The organism is Flavobacterium succinicans LMG 10402 (assembly GCF_000611675.1).
Lineage (GTDB): Bacteria > Bacteroidota > Bacteroidia > Flavobacteriales > Flavobacteriaceae > Flavobacterium > Flavobacterium succinicans.
Window position 1 is genome coordinate 151,277 of record NZ_JATV01000006.1, and the last position, 17,722, is coordinate 168,998.

General features: G+C 35.9%; 17 protein-coding genes. 9 read left to right on the top strand and 8 right to left on the bottom strand.

Annotated elements, in window-relative coordinates; all coding sequences use genetic code 11:
* Positions 1-12: 12 nt before the first annotated feature.
* Positions 13-384, top strand: coding sequence for a response regulator (locus tag AO58_RS0107195; RefSeq protein ID WP_051536637.1), 372 nt, complete (start codon positions 13-15; stop codon positions 382-384).
* A 149-nt stretch (positions 385-533) separates the two neighbouring features.
* Positions 534-1,886: a DEAD/DEAH box helicase gene (locus AO58_RS0107200; RefSeq protein WP_024981064.1), complete on the top strand. Its 1,353-nt coding sequence runs from the start codon at positions 534-536 to the stop codon at positions 1,884-1,886.
* Positions 1,887-1,975: 89 nt separating this feature from the next.
* On the opposite strand, the gene AO58_RS0107205 is transcribed toward AO58_RS0107200, so the two are convergent.
* A complete protein-coding gene (locus tag AO58_RS0107205) occupies positions 1,976-3,091 on the bottom strand; it encodes a lactonase family protein (protein ID WP_024981065.1) in 1,116 nt (371 codons plus the stop codon).
* A 432-nt stretch (positions 3,092-3,523) separates the two neighbouring features.
* Between AO58_RS0107205 and AO58_RS0107215 the strand changes: the two genes are divergently transcribed.
* From AO58_RS0107215 to AO58_RS0107230, 4 genes are read left to right on the top strand one after another with little or no spacing between them, the layout of a single operon-like run.
* Positions 3,524-5,452, top strand: coding sequence for a vWA domain-containing protein (locus AO58_RS0107215; RefSeq protein ID WP_024981066.1), 1,929 nt, complete (start codon positions 3,524-3,526; stop codon positions 5,450-5,452).
* Between the two features lie 30 nt (positions 5,453-5,482).
* A complete protein-coding gene (locus AO58_RS0107220) occupies positions 5,483-6,733 on the top strand; it encodes a dihydroorotase (protein ID WP_024981067.1) in 1,251 nt (416 codons plus the stop codon).
* A gap of 10 nt (positions 6,734-6,743) precedes the next feature.
* Entirely contained in the window at positions 6,744-7,067 is a 324-nt protein-coding gene (locus AO58_RS0107225; protein ID WP_024981068.1) for a DUF4870 domain-containing protein, read from the top strand.
* Between the two features lie 14 nt (positions 7,068-7,081).
* Positions 7,082-7,723, top strand: a complete 642-nt coding sequence (locus AO58_RS0107230; RefSeq protein ID WP_024981069.1) for an alpha/beta hydrolase — start codon at positions 7,082-7,084, stop codon at positions 7,721-7,723.
* 49 nt (positions 7,724-7,772) lie between these two features.
* Here the strand turns inward: AO58_RS0107230 and AO58_RS17555 are convergent, their stop codons facing one another.
* Genes AO58_RS17555 through AO58_RS0107245 form a run of 3 tightly spaced genes read right to left on the bottom strand, consistent with a single transcriptional unit; the run spans position 7,773 to position 9,538 of the window.
* Positions 7,773-8,240: a GNAT family N-acetyltransferase gene (locus AO58_RS17555; RefSeq protein ID WP_024981070.1), complete on the bottom strand. Its 468-nt coding sequence runs from the start codon at positions 8,238-8,240 to the stop codon at positions 7,773-7,775.
* 18 nt (positions 8,241-8,258) lie between these two features.
* Positions 8,259-8,759, bottom strand: coding sequence for a hypothetical protein (locus AO58_RS0107240; RefSeq protein ID WP_024981071.1), 501 nt, complete (start codon positions 8,757-8,759; stop codon positions 8,259-8,261).
* A gap of 14 nt (positions 8,760-8,773) precedes the next feature.
* Positions 8,774-9,538, bottom strand: coding sequence for an MBL fold metallo-hydrolase (locus AO58_RS0107245; RefSeq protein WP_024981072.1), 765 nt, complete (start codon positions 9,536-9,538; stop codon positions 8,774-8,776).
* A 97-nt stretch (positions 9,539-9,635) separates the two neighbouring features.
* On the opposite strand from AO58_RS0107245, the gene AO58_RS0107250 reads away from it, so the two are divergent.
* Positions 9,636-11,093 (top strand): nicotinate-nucleotide adenylyltransferase, encoded by a 1,458-nt coding sequence (locus tag AO58_RS0107250; RefSeq protein WP_024981073.1) that lies wholly within the window; start codon positions 9,636-9,638, stop codon positions 11,091-11,093.
* Between the two features lie 42 nt (positions 11,094-11,135).
* Here AO58_RS0107250 and AO58_RS0107255 read toward each other — a convergent pair whose 3' ends face one another.
* The 4 genes from AO58_RS0107255 to AO58_RS0107270 form a co-directional block, all read right to left on the bottom strand.
* Positions 11,136-11,594, bottom strand: coding sequence for a YciI family protein (locus tag AO58_RS0107255; protein ID WP_024981074.1), 459 nt, complete (start codon positions 11,592-11,594; stop codon positions 11,136-11,138).
* Between the two features lie 144 nt (positions 11,595-11,738).
* Positions 11,739-12,191, bottom strand: coding sequence for a thioredoxin-dependent thiol peroxidase (gene bcp / locus AO58_RS0107260; protein ID WP_024981075.1), 453 nt, complete (start codon positions 12,189-12,191; stop codon positions 11,739-11,741).
* Positions 12,192-12,224: 33 nt separating this feature from the next.
* Positions 12,225-13,313 carry an isochorismate synthase gene (locus tag AO58_RS0107265; RefSeq protein WP_024981076.1) on the bottom strand — a complete coding sequence of 363 codons (1,089 nt, stop codon included), beginning with the start codon at positions 13,311-13,313 and terminating at the stop codon, positions 12,225-12,227.
* Positions 13,314-13,340: 27 nt separating this feature from the next.
* Positions 13,341-13,766, bottom strand: coding sequence for a PaaI family thioesterase (locus tag AO58_RS0107270; protein ID WP_024981077.1), 426 nt, complete (start codon positions 13,764-13,766; stop codon positions 13,341-13,343).
* A gap of 170 nt (positions 13,767-13,936) precedes the next feature.
* Between AO58_RS0107270 and AO58_RS0107275 the strand changes: the two genes are divergently transcribed.
* Together AO58_RS0107275 and AO58_RS0107280 are read left to right on the top strand one after the other, a co-directional pair.
* Entirely contained in the window at positions 13,937-15,469 is a 1,533-nt protein-coding gene (locus AO58_RS0107275; RefSeq protein ID WP_024981078.1) for a hypothetical protein, read from the top strand.
* Positions 15,470-15,761: 292 nt separating this feature from the next.
* The gene (locus AO58_RS0107280) at positions 15,762-17,603 is read left to right on the top strand and encodes an endonuclease (RefSeq protein WP_024981079.1); all 1,842 of its coding nucleotides are present in this window, start codon (positions 15,762-15,764) and stop codon (positions 17,601-17,603) included.
* The last annotated feature ends 119 nt before the right edge of the window (positions 17,604-17,722 follow it).

The window sequence follows — 17,722 nt, forward strand, 5'->3', positions numbered from 1 at the left end:
ACCCCATTTGATATGAATACAATTCCAAACCTATTGATTATTGAAAATGATACCATGACTTCGGATATTTTGTCAATTATTCTAGAAAGAGAAAAGTTTAATTTAACCATCGCCAAAGATGGGAACGAAGCCATTTCACTGGTACAAAAAAAACCATTCGACTTGATATTAATAGCAATACTCATTCCGCCACGATCAGGATTAGAAGTTATCAATTACCTAAGTAAAAACTATCCCAACATTCCGATCGTAGCCCTTTCCAACTTGGCAGACGAAGAAAAAACAGTTGAAGAAGCCTTTCAATTAGGTGTTTCAGATTTTATTGCCAAACCATTCAATCCCAACGAACTTTTACTACGAATAAAGCGTTTATTGAAAAAATAATCAAAAATCATCTCACAAAAAGCAGGAGTCTGCATGATTACATCTGATCTAATTATGTTATTCTGATCCTATTCATTTACATAAACCACTGAATAACAACACAAAACAAGACCAAAAAAAAGTGTACCTTTGCAAAAAAATTAATACAAATGAGTACTTTCGAGCAATTTAACCTTCCTAAATCTTTACAAAAAGCAATTGATGAAATAGGATTCACTTCTCCTACTCCCATTCAGGAAAAAACCTTTTCGGTAATTATGTCAGGAAGAGATATGATGGGAATTGCACAAACCGGAACAGGTAAGACCTTTGCTTACTTAGTGCCGCTTTTAAAACTATATAAATTTACCAACACCAATACTCCTAAAATCGTAATCTTAGTTCCTACTCGAGAATTAGTAGTACAAGTTGTTGAAGAAGTTGAAAAATTAACCCAATACATGTCGGTTAAAACCCTTGGAATCTTCGGTGGAGTTAACATCAATACTCAAAAAAAAGCCATCTATGAAGGTGTTGACATCTTGGTGGGAACACCTGGTAGAATGATGGATTTGGCTTTAGATGCCGTAGTCCGTTTTGACGAAACACAAAAATTAGTGATTGATGAGTTTGACGAAATGCTCAACTTAGGTTTTAGAACACAGTTAACCGCCTTATTGGCGATGATGAAAACTAAAAGACAGAACATTTTGTTTTCGGCCACCATGACCGATGAAGTGGATGCTGTATTGAATGACTATTTTGATTTCCCAGAAGAAGTAACGCTTGCAGCTTCAGGAACACCATTGGAAAACATTTCCCAAATAAGTTACAATCTTCCTAACTTCAACACCAAAATCAATCTTTTACAGCATTTACTAGAAAATAATGAGGACATGAGCCGCATTTTAGTATTTGTAAACAACAAAAAGATTTCGGACATGCTTTTTACCAGAATGGACGAAGTATTTGAAGGGCAATTTGGTGTGATCCACTCCAACAAATCCCAAAATTACCGTTTGAGCACCATGGCCGAATTTCAGCAAGGAAACTTACGCGGGCTAATTACTACCGATATTATGGCTAGAGGTTTGGACATTTCAAACATTACTCATGTTATCAATTTTGAAATGCCGGAAATGCCAGAATTGTACATGCACCGTATTGGTAGAACCGGTAGAGCCGACGCTACAGGAACAGCCATCAGTTTTGTAACTCCACGTGAAGAAGAATCAAAGATAGAAGTCGAAGTCTTGATGAACATGGAATTACCCATCGCTGATTTTCCAGAAGAAGTCGAAATCTCCACCAAACTCATCGAACCCGAAAAAGATCGCCAACCTATTAAATTCCTAATGAAAAAGGTGAAATTAGAGGGTGATGGCGCTTTTCACGAAAAAAGCAAAAAGAATAAAAAAGTTAATTTGGGAGGACCTGGGGTAACCAAGAAAAAAACACATGGCTCCGTAAACCGAAACATGCTTAAAACCAGAAATAAAAAACGCAAAGACTCCAATAAATAAGAGCAAAAAATAAAAAGTAAGCCACGAATTCACAAATTAATAAAATGGGTGAATTCGTGGCTTTAACTTGATATTTTGTTTTCAACAGATTACAATCGCTTTTCAAAAAGCAAATGAACCGGTTCGCACACCGAAATCCTCTTCTCTGAATCCGTTAAACTTCCCGTTTCTTTATCGCGTTTAAAAATCACTACTTCGTTACTAAACTGATTAGCCACCAACAATAAATTACCCGTTGGATCAATCACAAAGCTTCTTGGCCCTTTACCCAAAGTACTTACCGTTTCTTTAAACTCTAATTTCCCGTTTTTCAACACCTTAAAAACAGAAATCGTATTGGCTTCCCCTCTATTAGTTGCGTACAAAAACTTACCATCTGGCGATAATAAGATAGCAGCTGCACGAAAATCACCAGTATAATCTCTTGGCATTACCGAGGTGTCATCCAGCAAAATCAATTCCCCTTTCAAAAAACTATACGTCAACAAACCACCATCTAGTTCGTTCAAAACATACACAAATTTCCCATCTTCACTAAACGTTAAATGTCGCGGCCCAGCACCTGGTTTCATGCTCACACTTCCCTTAAAGGTCAAAATATCTTTACTCGCATCGGCATTATAATTGTACACATAAATTTTATCCGCCCCCAAATCAACAGCCAAAACATACTTATGATCTTCAGAAAAAGCCACCATATGCAAGTGTGACGCTTCTTGACGCTCTTTATTCGGACCACTACCAGAAAGTTGTACCACTTGCTTAGCATCTGTCAAACTACCATCCACATTCTTAAAAAACACCGTAATACTGCCACCTGAATAATTGGCTGTAATCACATTTTTATCATCTGTAATCAAGTAACAAGGATCCGCTCCTTTAGTAGCCTGCTTATTCAGCATAATAATTTTTCCCGCTTTGCCATCGTAATTAAATGAAGTCACAGTACTAGAATTACCTGATTCATTAACCGCATACAAATGCTTATTATCTGACGAAAGAGCCAAGAAACTCGGATTTTGAATATTAACAGTCGAACCATGCAATAACGAGTTTCCAGAATTTACTTCTAACTTGTAATTAAAAACACCTTTGTTCTCGCATTTATTGGTGTAGGTTCCTACCAATAAATGATACAAATTTTGTTGCGCTTGTACAGCCGTAAAAAAGAATAAAAAAGAAAATGATAACGCTTTAATTTTCATAACAATTGATTTTTGTAATTGAGGCTTTTGACCATTATCTAATCGATTAGTAACTAAACCATCTCGATCCTGTATTTCCGATAGTAACGGTCAAATTTTGCTGCGAAAGTACAGCAATTTTCAAGAATTTGAAACAAAATATTTCCTACTCAAAAACACCTATAATTTCCATCAGCATTGGTCACAAATTTGTATTTTTGAAAGCTCGTTCACTGGGCTACTCTTTTTTTTTAGGAGCATGAACAATTGGCCTTTTAACACACATCGTCCCGCTCTACGTTGTATCTTTTTTTTATAGTTAACCGGTTTGCACCTATTAACTATAAAAAAAAGGATGCCACTTCGATCGGGGCTAAATCATAACAATGGGCTTTATCAAAAAGCATTAAAACCAATACGCTTAATCTAATATTCAAGTAAAACCAACATAGAATGCATTTCAAACACCCCGAAATTCTATATTTTTTATTCCTTCTCTTAGTACCTATTTTGGTGCATTTGTTCCAGTTGCGAAAATTTAAAACAGAATATTTTACCAATGTCCGTTTTCTAAAAAAACTAACCATCGAATCCAGAAAAAGTTCTAAAATCAAAAAAAGACTTTTATTGGCCACGCGCTTATTACTGCTCACCGGATTAATCTTGGCCTTTGCACAACCCTTTTTTGCTGCCAAAGACAGCAGCAATACCAACAACGAGTTGTACATCATTTTAGACAACTCCTTCAGTATGCAAGCCAAAGGCAATCGTGGCGAACTCCTAAAAAGAGCCGTTCAAGAACTACTAGAAGATACTCCTGAAAACACTACTTTTTCGCTTTTAACCAACGACCAAACGTTTTGGAACACGGACATCAAATCCATACAAAGTGAGTTACATCAAGTAAGCTACTCCGCAAAACCCTTTGACATCAACGAGCAATTAACCCAAGTCAACGCTCGTAAATCAGCCGTAAATAAAGACATCATCATCCTCTCAGATGCTGTTGGCAAGCCCCAAAAAACAGCTCAAAAAAAATCGGATCAACCCATACCCTATTTCATTATATCCGAAGCTGAACAAAAAAACAATGTCGCGATTGATAGTGTTTACATTCATAAAACACTCGATAATTTTTATGAAATAACTGTAGCTTTACAGGCCTTCGGATCCGACTTTAGCCCCATTCCCCTAGCATTGTACAATCAAAACAAATTGATAGCCAAAACTATCGTCAACTTTGAAACCCCTAAGAAAAAGGTAAATTTCACCATTCCCAAACAAGAATTTCATGGTTATGCTACCATCAAGGACAAAGGCTTAACCTACGATAATGAATATTTTTTCAGCATCAGCAAAAACAAAAAAATTTCCGTTTTAAGTATAGGAGACACCCAAAAAAACAACTTTCTCTCTCGTATTTTCACCCCAGAAGAATTCAATTTCACGCCTACTGAATTGCGCAGTTTGAATTACAACCTGATCGAAAACCAATCAACAATTATTCTCAACGAAGTAGCCGATATTCCACAAGCCTTACAAACAACACTGCATTCTTTTGTGGCCAAAGGTGGGAATTTGGTGTTAATCCCCTCTGAAACTTCCGTACTTGAAACCACCAATTCGTTCCTAAAAACCTTAGGAAGTGTACAATTGGCTGCGCTAAAAAATCAAGCCCAACAAATTACCAAAATCAATTTTGACCATCCTCTTTTTGGCGGTGTTTTCGAAAGTAAAACCTCTAATTTTCAATATCCAAAAACCGAAAACAGCTTTGTTTTGAATAGCTCATATCCTTCCATTCTTTCGTTCGAGGATCAAACCCAATTTGTAACAGCTATTCCTAAATCCGTTGGAGCCGTTTTTGTTTTCGCTGCACCTCTAAATACGGACAATAGTAATTTTCAGCAATCACCATTAATTGTTCCGGTTTTCTATAAAATGGCCGTAACCAACAACAATACCTTACTCAATGCAATAACGATTGGCAACAACATTCCGTTTTGGGCCACTACATCTTTGAGTAAAGAAGCCGTGCTGACCGTAAAAGGCACCACAGAACAGTTTATACCCATACAACAAATGTTGGACAACAAAGTCAAAGTTACTTTTGCTGACCTACCACATACCTCTGGAAACTACAGCTTACAAAATCAAAATAAAACCATAGAAAACCTCTCCTTTAATTATGCCAGAACGGAGAGCGATTTGAACCAAATCAACACCCAATGGACGTCGGATTTTGAAACAATTGATAGTATCAAAAGCGTTTTCAACACGTTACAAATCAACAGAACAGACCATCAACTTTGGAAATGGTTTCTTATCTTTGCCCTAGCTTTTTTGCTAGCAGAAATGGCCATTATCCGATTTGTCAAATAAAAAAGTTTCAAAAAATAATCTTCTCAACCCATGAAAATTCTCCTTAGAGCAGCCACTATTCTCGATTCTAAAAGTCCCTTTCATAACCAAACCTTGGATGTTTATATCCAAGACGGCTGGATAAAAAAAATAGGTCCCGAACTTCAAAATGACGGTGCACAAGAAATCCAGTTACCAAACTTACAAATCTCTACAGGTTGGTTTGATAGTAGTGTATCTTTAGGCGAACCCGGTTTTGAAGACCGAGAAACCATCAGCAACGGTCTGACCGTAGCTGCCAAGAGCGGATTTACTGCCATTGCGTTGCAGCCCAACTCGTTTCCGATTATTGACAATCAATCACAGATTAATTTCGTACGCAACAAAGCTCAGCATTCTGTAACACAACTTTATCCAATTGGCGCCCTTACAGTAGGAAGCGAAGGAAAAGACATGGCAGAATTATACGATATGAAGAAAGCAGGAGCGATTGCCTTTGGTGATTATAATAAAAGTTTGGACAACGCTAATTTGATGAAAATCGCTTTGCAATACGTACAAGATTTTGATGGCCTTGTCATCGCTTTTGCACAAGATGAAAAAATCAAAGGAAACGGAGTCGCCAACGAAGGCTTAGCTTCTACCCGATTAGGTTTAAAAGGAATTCCAGCTTTGGCCGAAGAATTACATATTGCTAGAAACTTATTTCTATTAGAATACACCGGTGGAAAACTTCATATTCCTACCATCTCTACTCAAAAATCGGTAGCTTTAATTAAAGAAGCTAAAGCTAAAGGACTAGCCGTAAGCTGTAGTGTGAGTGTGCATCATTTAGTATTAAACGAAGACTTACTCGATGGCTTTGATACCCGTTACAAAGTCAGTCCACCGCTTAGAAGCGAAGCAGACAGAAAAGCTCTAATAGAAGGCGTTCTCGACGGAACGATAGACATGATTACTTCCGATCACAATCCAATTGATATTGAACACAAGAAAATGGAATTTGATGGAGCCAAAATCGGAACCATTGGATTAGAAAGTGCGTTTGGAGCTTTATCTACCGTTTTGCCAACGCCTGTAATCATTGACAAACTAACGGCTGGCAAAACCACTTTTGGAATTCCAGTAACAACAATTGAAGAAGGACAAATGGCCAATATAACCCTTTTCACTTCTGAAGGAGAAAGCGTTTTTGAGAAAGAAAACATCCTTTCCAAATCTAAAAATTCAGCCTTTTTAGGACAGCCGATGAAAGGAAAAGTGTATGGCTGTATTCACCAAAACCAAATTGTATTAAATTAAATTCAAAAAAATGAATCCTACTAAAGAAGGCAAAAACACGGCCATTGTTAGTTATATCACCATAATTGGAGCCGTGATTGCTATTTTCATGAACTCAGAAAAAAAAGATACTTTTGCCGCATTTCATATTCGTCAGGCGTTAGGAATTTTTATTTCTTTTTTTCTAATTGGCTATTTCATTGGCTATTTTGATAGTTGGATGATCTCATCTGCCTTTTATGTATTCTATTTTATCCTTTGGATTTATGGTTTTACTGCCGCCTTACAAGGAGAAACCAAACTCATTCCGCTTTTAGGTGAACAATTTCAAAAGATTTTTAAAAACATAAAATAAATCAAATACATTTCATGAATTTATCCTTAGAATACAAAATAAGAGAGCCTAAAGTTGTTTTAGAAAAAAATCCTGTTTTGATTTTACTGCACGGTTACGGTAGTAATGAAGCTGATTTGTTTTCTTTTGCACCAGAATTACCAGAGCATTATTATATCATTTCAGCCAGAGCGCCCTATGATTTACAATACGGAAGTTATGCTTGGTATGCGATTAATTTTGATGCCGATCAAAACAAATTTTCAGATAATGATCAAGCACGCGAATCTCGTGATTGCATTGCGAACTTTATCGACGAATTAACACAACATTACCCTATCAACAAAGAAGAAGTAACTCTTATTGGTTTTAGTCAAGGTGCTATTTTGAGTTATGCTGTCGCACTTTCTTACCCAGAAAAAATAAAACAAATAGTAGCGATGAGCGGTTATTTGAATCCTGATATCATTACTGAAGATTACTTAAAAAACAATCTGAATTCGTTACGCATTTTTGCCTCTCACGGAACTGTAGATCAAGTAATTCCAGTAGAATGGGCTAGAAAAACAACTCCTTTTATGGAAAAATTAGGCGTTGCTATAACTTATAAAGAATATCCTATTGGGCATGGTGTTTCGCCGCAAAATTTTTATGATTTTAAAAATTGGTTGCAATAAACAAATAGCAGTCCTTTCAAGTACAAAAAAAGCGGCTTTAATCCATCGATTAAAGTCGCTTTTTCATTACCGCTTCTACAAAAGGAACTCCCAAATATTCGATGGCAAGTTCTTCCACTATCTGCCATCCAAATTTTAGATAAAAATCAACTCCAACTGGAGATGATGCCAAATAAATTTCAGAATGTCCCATTTCTTGCGCTTCCTTTTCAATATAACAAAGCAACTTTGACCCAATTCCTTTATTAGCATAATCAACATGGGTATAGAACCCCACAATATAATCGTGATCTATAGCAATGGTTCCCACTATTGTATTTTCTAGTTTAGCACAAAACATTTGCTGTTTTAGGATTTTTTGTTGAATGGTTTCAATTGAATAATACCTCTTGAAAACTCTCCATTGTGCATCAGAATAATGTGACCTTAAATAAAATGAGGCATTATTTAAAATCAAATCGCTAATTTCAGCTGCGTCCTTTATGGTTACTCTTTCGATCGTAGGAGTTACATTCATTTAAACTAATGTCTAAAATTATTTTTGATACAAAATAGACTGATTTACTTCAAACGAAATCGTATCATCGGAGTTGACAAAGTATTTTAAGAGTACTTCTCCCCAATATTCTCCATCACTAAAATCAGCAATAATCCAACGGTGATTTAAGATTCTGACTTTGTTGATCACAAATTTATTTGCTCCAATGCGATCTTGCCCGGTGTAGGGATTGCCTTTTGGATCATCATTATAATCTAATAATTTTTCAGTTACAACAGGAATCAATTGATCAATAAGAATAGTTTTATTAGGATTACTGGCTTCGAAATAGTTTTGAGCATTCTCATTTTTAGCTAGCGAAAAGTAATTCGCATCGTCTAATTTTAAACCTACTGTTTTGATACTGTCTCGAAGTTTGTTGGCTATTTTTGCACTTTTATCTTGTTCAAATTTCACCTCTTTGCTCAAAAACATATAGGTGTAAATATTGAATAAAACTGCCAAAATAAAACCATAAAGTAAAAGCGAATTTTTCATTTTAAATATAAAGATTAAAGGGTAATGGCTAAATTATCATAGGCCAAAAATACATTTTCTGGCAATTGTTGTTGTACTTCCTCATGAAAACCTAACAAATGACTAATATGCGTCAAATACACTTTTTTAGGTTGTACTAAAGCAATAAAACTTAATGCTTCTTGAAGATTAAAATGCGTAGTATGCGGTTCAATACGCAAAGCATTCAATACTAAAACTTCTAAATTTTTCAATTTATCAATTTCTTCTTGAGCTACCGTTTTCACATCTGTGAGATAGGCAAAATTTTCTATGCGATACCCAAAAACTTGTAAATTCCCATGCATAACGTTAATCGGAATAACTGTTTTGCCTCCCAGTTCAAAAGGATGGTCATTGATCACTTCAATCGTCTTTACCGAGGGAGCGCCTGGATATCGGTTTTCGGTTTCAAAAACATAATCAAATCGTTTTTTCAAGTTCTCAATAACCCGCTGATGGGCGTAAATAGGCATTTCCCCTTGCTTAAAGTTAAAGGGGCGAATATCGTCTAAACCCGCCGTATGATCTGAATGCTCATGGGTAAATAAAATACCATCTACTTTCTGACAATCAGCCGCCAACATTTGTTGTCTAAAATCCGGCCCGCAATCGATAACGTAGGAATGATTATTCCACGACATCCAGAGCGAAACGCGGAGCCTTTTATCCTTAGGATCAATACTTTTACAAACAGGATGAGAACTCCCAATAATAGGAATTCCTTGTGACGTGCCTGTACCTAAAAAATAGATGTTCAATGTTTGTTATTTTTTTTACAAAAATAGAATTATTTATCATTCAATTCGAAATCGAATTAGTTAACTTTGTAACAAAATTCTACTTTTTAGATAGCCAATGGACACAAAAAAAATCAAACTCAAAGGGGATAAATTTATTGAACAAATTCCATCCATAAAAGACAAAACACTGCGAATAAATCTAAACGAGAACATATACGGTACTTTTGCTGAAATTGGTGCGGGACAAGAAACGGTAAGACATTTTTTTAGAGCAGGAGGTTCTTCTGGAACGATTGCGAAAGCAATGTCTGCTTATGATAAAGATTTTAGTGACGCAGTATACGGAATCGAAGAAGATGGACGATATGTAACCGAAAGTCGTCTTAAAAAAATGTTGACTTTTGAAGGAGAATTGATTGAAGAACGTTTGAGCAGAGTCAAACACCCAAACAAGTTATTCTTTAGCTACGCCAATACTGTTGCGACTATCGATTTTGCAAAGCAATTCAAAGGCCACGGCTGGGTGGGTATTCGCTACCAATTGGATCCTACTGAGGCGTATAACGAAATTATACTTCACATTCGTTTCAAAGAAACTGACTCTCGTTTACAACAAGAAACGCTTGGAATCCTTGGGGTGAATTTAATTTATGGTGCTTTTTATAAATACAACGATCCGAAAAAATTGTTGCGCTATTTGTACGATCACTTAGATAAAGACCAACTTGAAATAGATACCATCAACTTTTCTGGACCTCGATTTGCTGAAGTTGACAATCGTTTGATGAGTTTACAATTGGTTAAAAACGGCATGACCGACGCTGTGATGTTCAATCCAGAAGGAAAAAACATTCTTCCTGCAGCCATTTTATACAAGAAAAACATCTTGGCTTTTAGAGGAAGTTTCCGTCCTGTGACCAAAGTTAATATGGACATGTATGAAAAATCCATCGAAATGTTTTTGGAAGAAAACAAAGTAGAAAAAGAAAACACACAGGTTATCTTTGAAATTACCTTATCGAATCTTCGTTCTGATGGTGAAATTGATGAAAGAGATTTCATGGATCGAGCCGAATTATTGTGCTCGCTTGGACAAACCGTAATGATTTCAAATTTCCAAGAGTATTACAAAGTAGTTGAATATTTCTCTAACTACACCAAAGCCAGAATGGGATTAGCAATGGGCGTTAACAATTTAATTGATATTTTTGACGAGAAATACTACCGCCATTTGAGTGGAGGTATTTTGGAAGCTTTTGGTAAATTGTTTTACCGAGACATGAAAGTATTTTTATATCCGATGATTGGTGAAGAAGGCGAAATTATTACCTCAGCCAACCTTAAAGTTCATCCTAGAATGAAAGAGTTGTACAAATTCTTTAAATTCAATGGAAAAGTTGAAGACATCACGGACTATGACCCAAAAATCCTTGAGATTTTCTCGAGAGAAGTCCTCAAAATGATTAGCCAAGGTAAGCCTGGATGGGAACCTATGTTACCTTCTGGTGTTGCAGAAATCATCAAAAAACAGCGCTTATTTGGTTACGATCCAGAAAAAATGTTACAAGCCTAATAAAACCGTAAAAGCCAAGTTCTAGACTTGGCTTTTGTATTATTAATGGTTCTTTTTCGATACTTTTTCGTGAAAAGGCAAATATTCGGGTAATGCCGCTGAGCCATACCAAGGAAACACCTCAGCACTTAATAAATTGGCTTTGATAGCTGGATCTGTTTCTAATAATTTGTTGGCTTCTTCAATCGTGGCCACATTCAAAATAAAAATCCCTCTCAAATTGGCCTCATTTTTGCCCATTGGCCCTGCCACAATCAATTTTTTAACGTTGGCCAATTTAGCAATATTAGCCATATGACCAGCAAAGCAATCCGCTATGAATTGCTTATCTTTAGTCGTATTCGTTCCTGTTTTTAGCAATACAAAAACATAGTTTTTCATACCATATTCATCGGCTCCCAGTTGTTGTGCCAATGATGCATCATATTTTGGATTGTCATTTTGAGCATAGCTTGAAGTAAATGACAAAAAAAACGTAAAAAGTAGCAGTGTTTTTTTCATAACTTGAGAATTAAGAAACAGTGAAGATTTAAGTAATTATCAAATATAATCATTATTTAACAGTCTTGATTCTTTAACATGTAGTAACAAAAAAAGCCAAATAAAACGAATCATTTGGCTTACTTTAAACAACTAAAATTGTTTTTATTTCAAAATTTGCGAAGCATGAACTTTTGTCTTAACATCAGAAATCACATCTTCTATAACCCCTTTTTCATCAATCACAAAAGTGGTTCTATGAATCCCATCGTATTCTTTTCCCATGAACTTCTTGGGTCCCCAGACACCAAAAGCTTGAATCACTGATTTATCTTCATCGGCCAACAAAGGAAATGGAAACTCATATTTATCTTTAAATTTTGCTTGTGCTTTGGCGCTATCGGCACTTACGCCTAACAAGGCATAATTCTGTGTTTCAAATCGAGCAAAATTATCTCTCAAATCACAAGCTTCGGCTGTACAACCTGGCGTATTGGCTTTTGGGTAGAAGAAAACCACCAATTTTTTTCCAGCATAATCAGATAATTGATGCGTGTTTCCGTCTTGATCTACTCCAGAAAACTGGGGTGCTTGATCTCCTTTTTTTAATGTTGTCATTTATTTGTTTATTTAAATTAAAATTTCTTCCAATTAACCCAAAACCCTTTTCATCGTCATCGATTTGTTGACACTTTCCTCCCATTCTTTCTCTGGAAGACTTTCTAAAGTAATACCGCAACCCATATATAAATAAGCTTTTGCTGTATCGGATTTGTCTTCACTTTGCTTAATTTGCATACAACGCAAATTTACAAATAAATGAGATTTTGGTTTATTCAAATAATCTCCTTTGACATTTAGCTCACCCAAAAAACCAGTATAATAACTGCGGTCATAGCCTTCATTATCCAAAATAAAATCTTTAGCTTGCTCCTTGGGTAATCCGCAAACAGCAGGAGTTGGATGCAAAACCGAAACTACTTCTTTTAAACTCGAACTTCGTTTTAGTACGCCTTCGATATCTGTGTTGATGTGCAGCAACTTTCCTGCTTGAATGGTGTAAGGACTCGAAATTACAATCTCAGAAGTATGGTTTTTAAGACTATCTAAAATAGAATCCGTAACATATTGTTGCTCTTTTTGTTCCTTATTTCCCCAAACTGTTGTTCGTTTTTTGGGGTCAAAGGTTTGTGTTCCGGCCAAAGCAGTGGTATAAAACTTAAATTTGTTCGCCTTCAACAATCGTTCGGGTGTAGCGCCCATCCATAGCCCTATTTTGGGATGAAACCAACAATACGTAAAAGCTGTAGGATACAAAGCAATTAATTTTTCGAAAGTAGTAACAACATCAAAATTGGACACATTGACCTCTTCTTGTCGAGACAAAACCACTTTATCAAAAACTCCTTTTTTAATCGTTTCGACTCCTTTTTCAATTAGTGCTAAAAAATGATTTTTTGCCTCCTGATTTTCATCTGAAGAAGTAACTTTTGTTTCTTCGAAATCAACGGTTGGCACAATCGTTTCCCATTTAACAGACTCTTTGAGTGGAATCAAAATGATCTGGTTCCCATTGAAAGGTGAAAAAACAAATCCACTTTCTTTAAAATCATCTACAAAAAACAAGTGGTCATTTTTTTGAAAAAAGCCCACTATCTTACTTTTATTAGGTTTGTGATAGATAACAAAAGGTAAATTTAAGGCAATTTGCTGCTGTACTTTTATAAAAAAATCAATCATAACCGCTATTTTATGGTTGGTAAATAATTAAGGCTTTTTTTGCAAAACCATATTCGTCAATTTACATAAAGAAATCAAATTTCCGGCTTCGTCGGTGATTCTTATTTCCCATAAATGTACGGTTTTACCTTTATGAATAATTTTGGCGGTACCGAAAACTACACCTTCACGTATGCTTTTTAGATGATTCACCGAGATTTCAATGCCACGAACTTCTTGTTCCTTAGGATTGATAAAAAAGTGAGAAGCCGCACTCCCAACACTCTCTGCCAAAGCCACAGAAGCTCCGCCGTGCAACAATCCCATAGGCTGATGTACTGTGGAATTGACTGGCATTTTGGCTACCAAAAAACCTTCGCCAGCATCAATGTATTCTATATTTAAGGTCTCCATCAACGTATTCTTCGAAAAGTCATTGCAAAATTGGAGCATTTTTTCTTTGTCTTTTTCCATTGTCATTATATTTCTTGTAAAAATAAGCGAACTAATTGGTCAGTACAAACCTATCCTTGTTTTTTAGTATAATTGACTAGATTTAAAGGCAACAGCCATCACCATCAAATTTGTGGGTTTTGCGATGGCATATTCTAATTAATCGTTATTTTTACCAAAAAAAATAAGAAATGCGCTCCATTGCTACCGTTTTTATTCTTGGAATTATACTGCTGCTGGGTTCTTGCCGAGCTGATTTTGAAACTGTGGCTAGCACGGGCGATTTGAAATTTTCTAAGGATACGGTGTATTTGGACACGGTTTTTACCAATATTGGTTCGAGTACGTACCAACTAAAAGTCTATAATAAAAGTAAAAAGGACATCAACATTCCAATCATTCAATTCGAAAAAGGACTCAATTCGAAATACCGAATGACCGTAGACGGACAGCAAGGAACAGCGGATAAGATTTTCAAAGACATTACGTTGTTGGCCAAAGACAGTTTGTATATTTTCATCGAAACCACGGCAAGTATCGCTGATGCTAACCCTACTGATTTTTTGTATACCGATAAAATTCAATTTGATAGTGGTGCCAATTTACAAACGGTTGAATTGGTTACGCTAATTCAAGATGCTATTTTTCTTTATCCACAGCGATTCGCGGATGGCACGACCGAAACTCTGCCGATTGGCAGCGAAAAAATCGAAGGTTTTTATTTGGACGAAAATGACCCAATCAATGGCAATGAGTTGCATTTTACCAAAACAAAAGCTTATGTTATTTATGGTTATGCTGCAGTTCCTTCGGGAAAAATAGCTGTTTTTGATGCGGGTTCTCGAGTGCATTTTCACGCCAATTCTGGATTGATTGTTGCCAATCAAGGAAGCATTCAAATCAACGGAACTACCTCAACCACGAATGCTTTAGAAAATGAAGTCATTTTTGAAGGCAATCGCTTAGAGCCCGGATTTTCGAATGTAGCAGGACAATGGGGAGCGTTATGGCTAACCAACGGAAGCACCAATAACCGCATCAACCATTTGACTATAAAAAATGCAACCATCGGACTTTTGATTCAAAATAACGATGGAACTACAGTACAACTAAAAAATACTCAAATCTATAATTCAAGTAACTACGGCATTCTGGCTCAAACGGGAAAAATCGTAGGTGAAAATGTAGTGATAAACAATGCAGGTGTGGCAAGTTTGGCTTGTTTGTATGGTGGAGAATATAATTTTACGCATTCTACTTTCAATAACAATTGGAACAGTTCCTCACAAGTTGCAGTTTTGGTCAGCAACTTTATTACTGGCGCCGTTCCTGAGTCTAAAGATTTGACGCAAGCTACTTTTAATAACTGTATCATTTACGGCTCTTACTCTAATGAAATGCTGTTGAATAAAAAAGCTACTTCGGCTTTCAATTATCAATTCAATCATTGTTTGCTTAAATTCAACAATAGCAGTAATTCTTTTACAAATAACCCTTTATACCAATTTGAGACGGATGCCACTCACTACAGTGGGATAATTTTAAACAAAGACCCCAAATTTTTCAAAGTAAATCAGAACCAACTCAACATTGACAATACTTCGGCGGCTTTTGCTAAAGGGAATACTAGTTATTTAATTCCATTGGACATTTTAGGAACAAGCAGAACCCTGCCACCTGATTTGGGTGCTTATCAAAATAAAGCTTTTCCGAAAACCAATTAATTCTACCGTTTTTTAAAGTATCTCGTCATCAGCATTTAGTTATGCAGATGATGCAACTACTTATGCTTTTACGTCAGCACTTTTTTTTGAGAATACATTATAGCTATCTAATTACTCAAAATTTACCATTATATCATACTTCATTAAAAAATAAGAAAAACCATATTTATATTACTATTTCTTAACATAATGTATAACAAAAAAAGGTACTTTTGTTATTAAACCTAGATTATAATATTGAAAACCAAACACATAAAACCCTAATCTATTAACTTAACTAAAACTTGCACTTATGAAAAAACTCTACGTTTTACTTCTTATTCTTTCGGCTTCGATTGGATTTGGACAAATTCCATCTGGTTATTACAGCACTGCAACTGGTACTGGATATACTTTAAAAACCCAACTTTACAACATCATCAAAGGTCACACCGACAATGGTTACGCTGGACTGTACACCACTTATCAAACCTCTGACATCGATTCTTTTTATGAAAATGATGGAACCATTTTAGATATGTATTCCGAAAAACCTTCTGGTACAGATCCTTACAATTACAGTTCGGGTTCGACGCAAAGATGTGGTACTTACTCAGTTGAAGGCGATTGCTACAATAGAGAACATATTATCCCACAATCTACCTTTAACTCTGCTGCACCAATGGTTTCTGATGCACATTTCATTACTCCTACTGACGGAAAAGTAAACGGACAGCGTTCTAATTATCCACACGGAAATGTCACTACTGCAAGTTGGACGTCATTGAACGGAGGGAAATTGGGTTCGAGTGGTGTATCTGGGTATAGCGGAACTGTTTTTGAGCCAATAAATGATTTCAAAGGTGATATTGCAAGAATGTATTTCTACTTTGCCACTCGATACGAAAATACCGTAGCAGGCTATTCCTTTGCAATGTTTGATGGTTCTAGCAACAAAGTTTTTACTACCGCTTTTTTAAATCAATTATTAGCATGGCATAATCAAGATCCTGTGAGTGCAAGAGAAATAGCTCGAAACAATGCTATTTATACAAGACAAAATAACCGTAACCCCTATATAGACCATCCTGAATATGTACAAGCTATTTGGGGATACGCTCCTTCTTCTGATACGCAAGTACCAACTATTCCAACCAATTTAACAGCCTCTGCTATTACAGCTACTTCTGTTTCATTAAATTGGACTGCTTCAACAGATAATGTGGGAGTAACTGGGTATGCTATTTATATGAACAACACCCTCAAAACTACTGTTACTGGTACAACTGCCTCTATAACAGGATTGACTGCTTCTACCGCTTACTCTTTTTATGTAATTGCAAAAGACGCTGCAGGAAATAGTTCAACAAAAAGTACTACCATTACAGCAACAACTAATAGCGGTGGAACAGCTGCAATCGACTTGCTTTTCTCTGAATACATAGAAGGTTCATCGAACAACAAAGCATTAGAAATTGCCAATAACACTGGAGCGGCAGTAAACTTATCGAGCTATACCATCAAAAAACAAACTAATGGTGCTGGAGCTTGGAGCACGGGACTAACTTTGTCAGGAACATTAACAAGTGGTGGTAAATTTACCATAGTGAATAGTTCTATCACATCCACTTGCTATCCTAAAACATCTGCCAATATTTCAACAGCCGCAACCGAATTAGCATTTAACGGAAATGATGCTGTAGGCCTTTTTAAAAATGGAGTATTGATTGATATCATTGGGACTTTTAATGGAGGAACGGCTAATTTCGCTGCCGATGTAACCTTGAGAAGAAAAGCAACGGTAACGTCACCCAGCACAACCTTTAATCTTTCAAGCCAATGGGATTCTTTCACAACAGACACTTGCAACAACCTTGGTAGCAAAACTAGCACTAAAGTGAACAAAGAAGAAGTAACTGATATCGATGCAATTTCAATTTACCCCAATCCTTCTCACGGTGATTTCACGATTAATTACAACAATTCTAACAAAAATTATTCTATTCAGCTTATCTCATTGTTAGGACAAATCATTTTTGAGAAAGAAAACATTACGCAACCTTCGGTGACTCTAAACACTATTCCAAAAGGATTCTATTTGATCAAAATAGAAGACGCTACACAAACTATCTACAAAAAGATAATTATCAACTAATTACAACCAGTTCCAATATGAAAAACGACACAATTGTGTCGTTTTTTTTATGTTAACTCAATACTTTTTTCTTCATAAAAGAATAAACCCCAATCCACTAATATTTAAATATTTCTTAA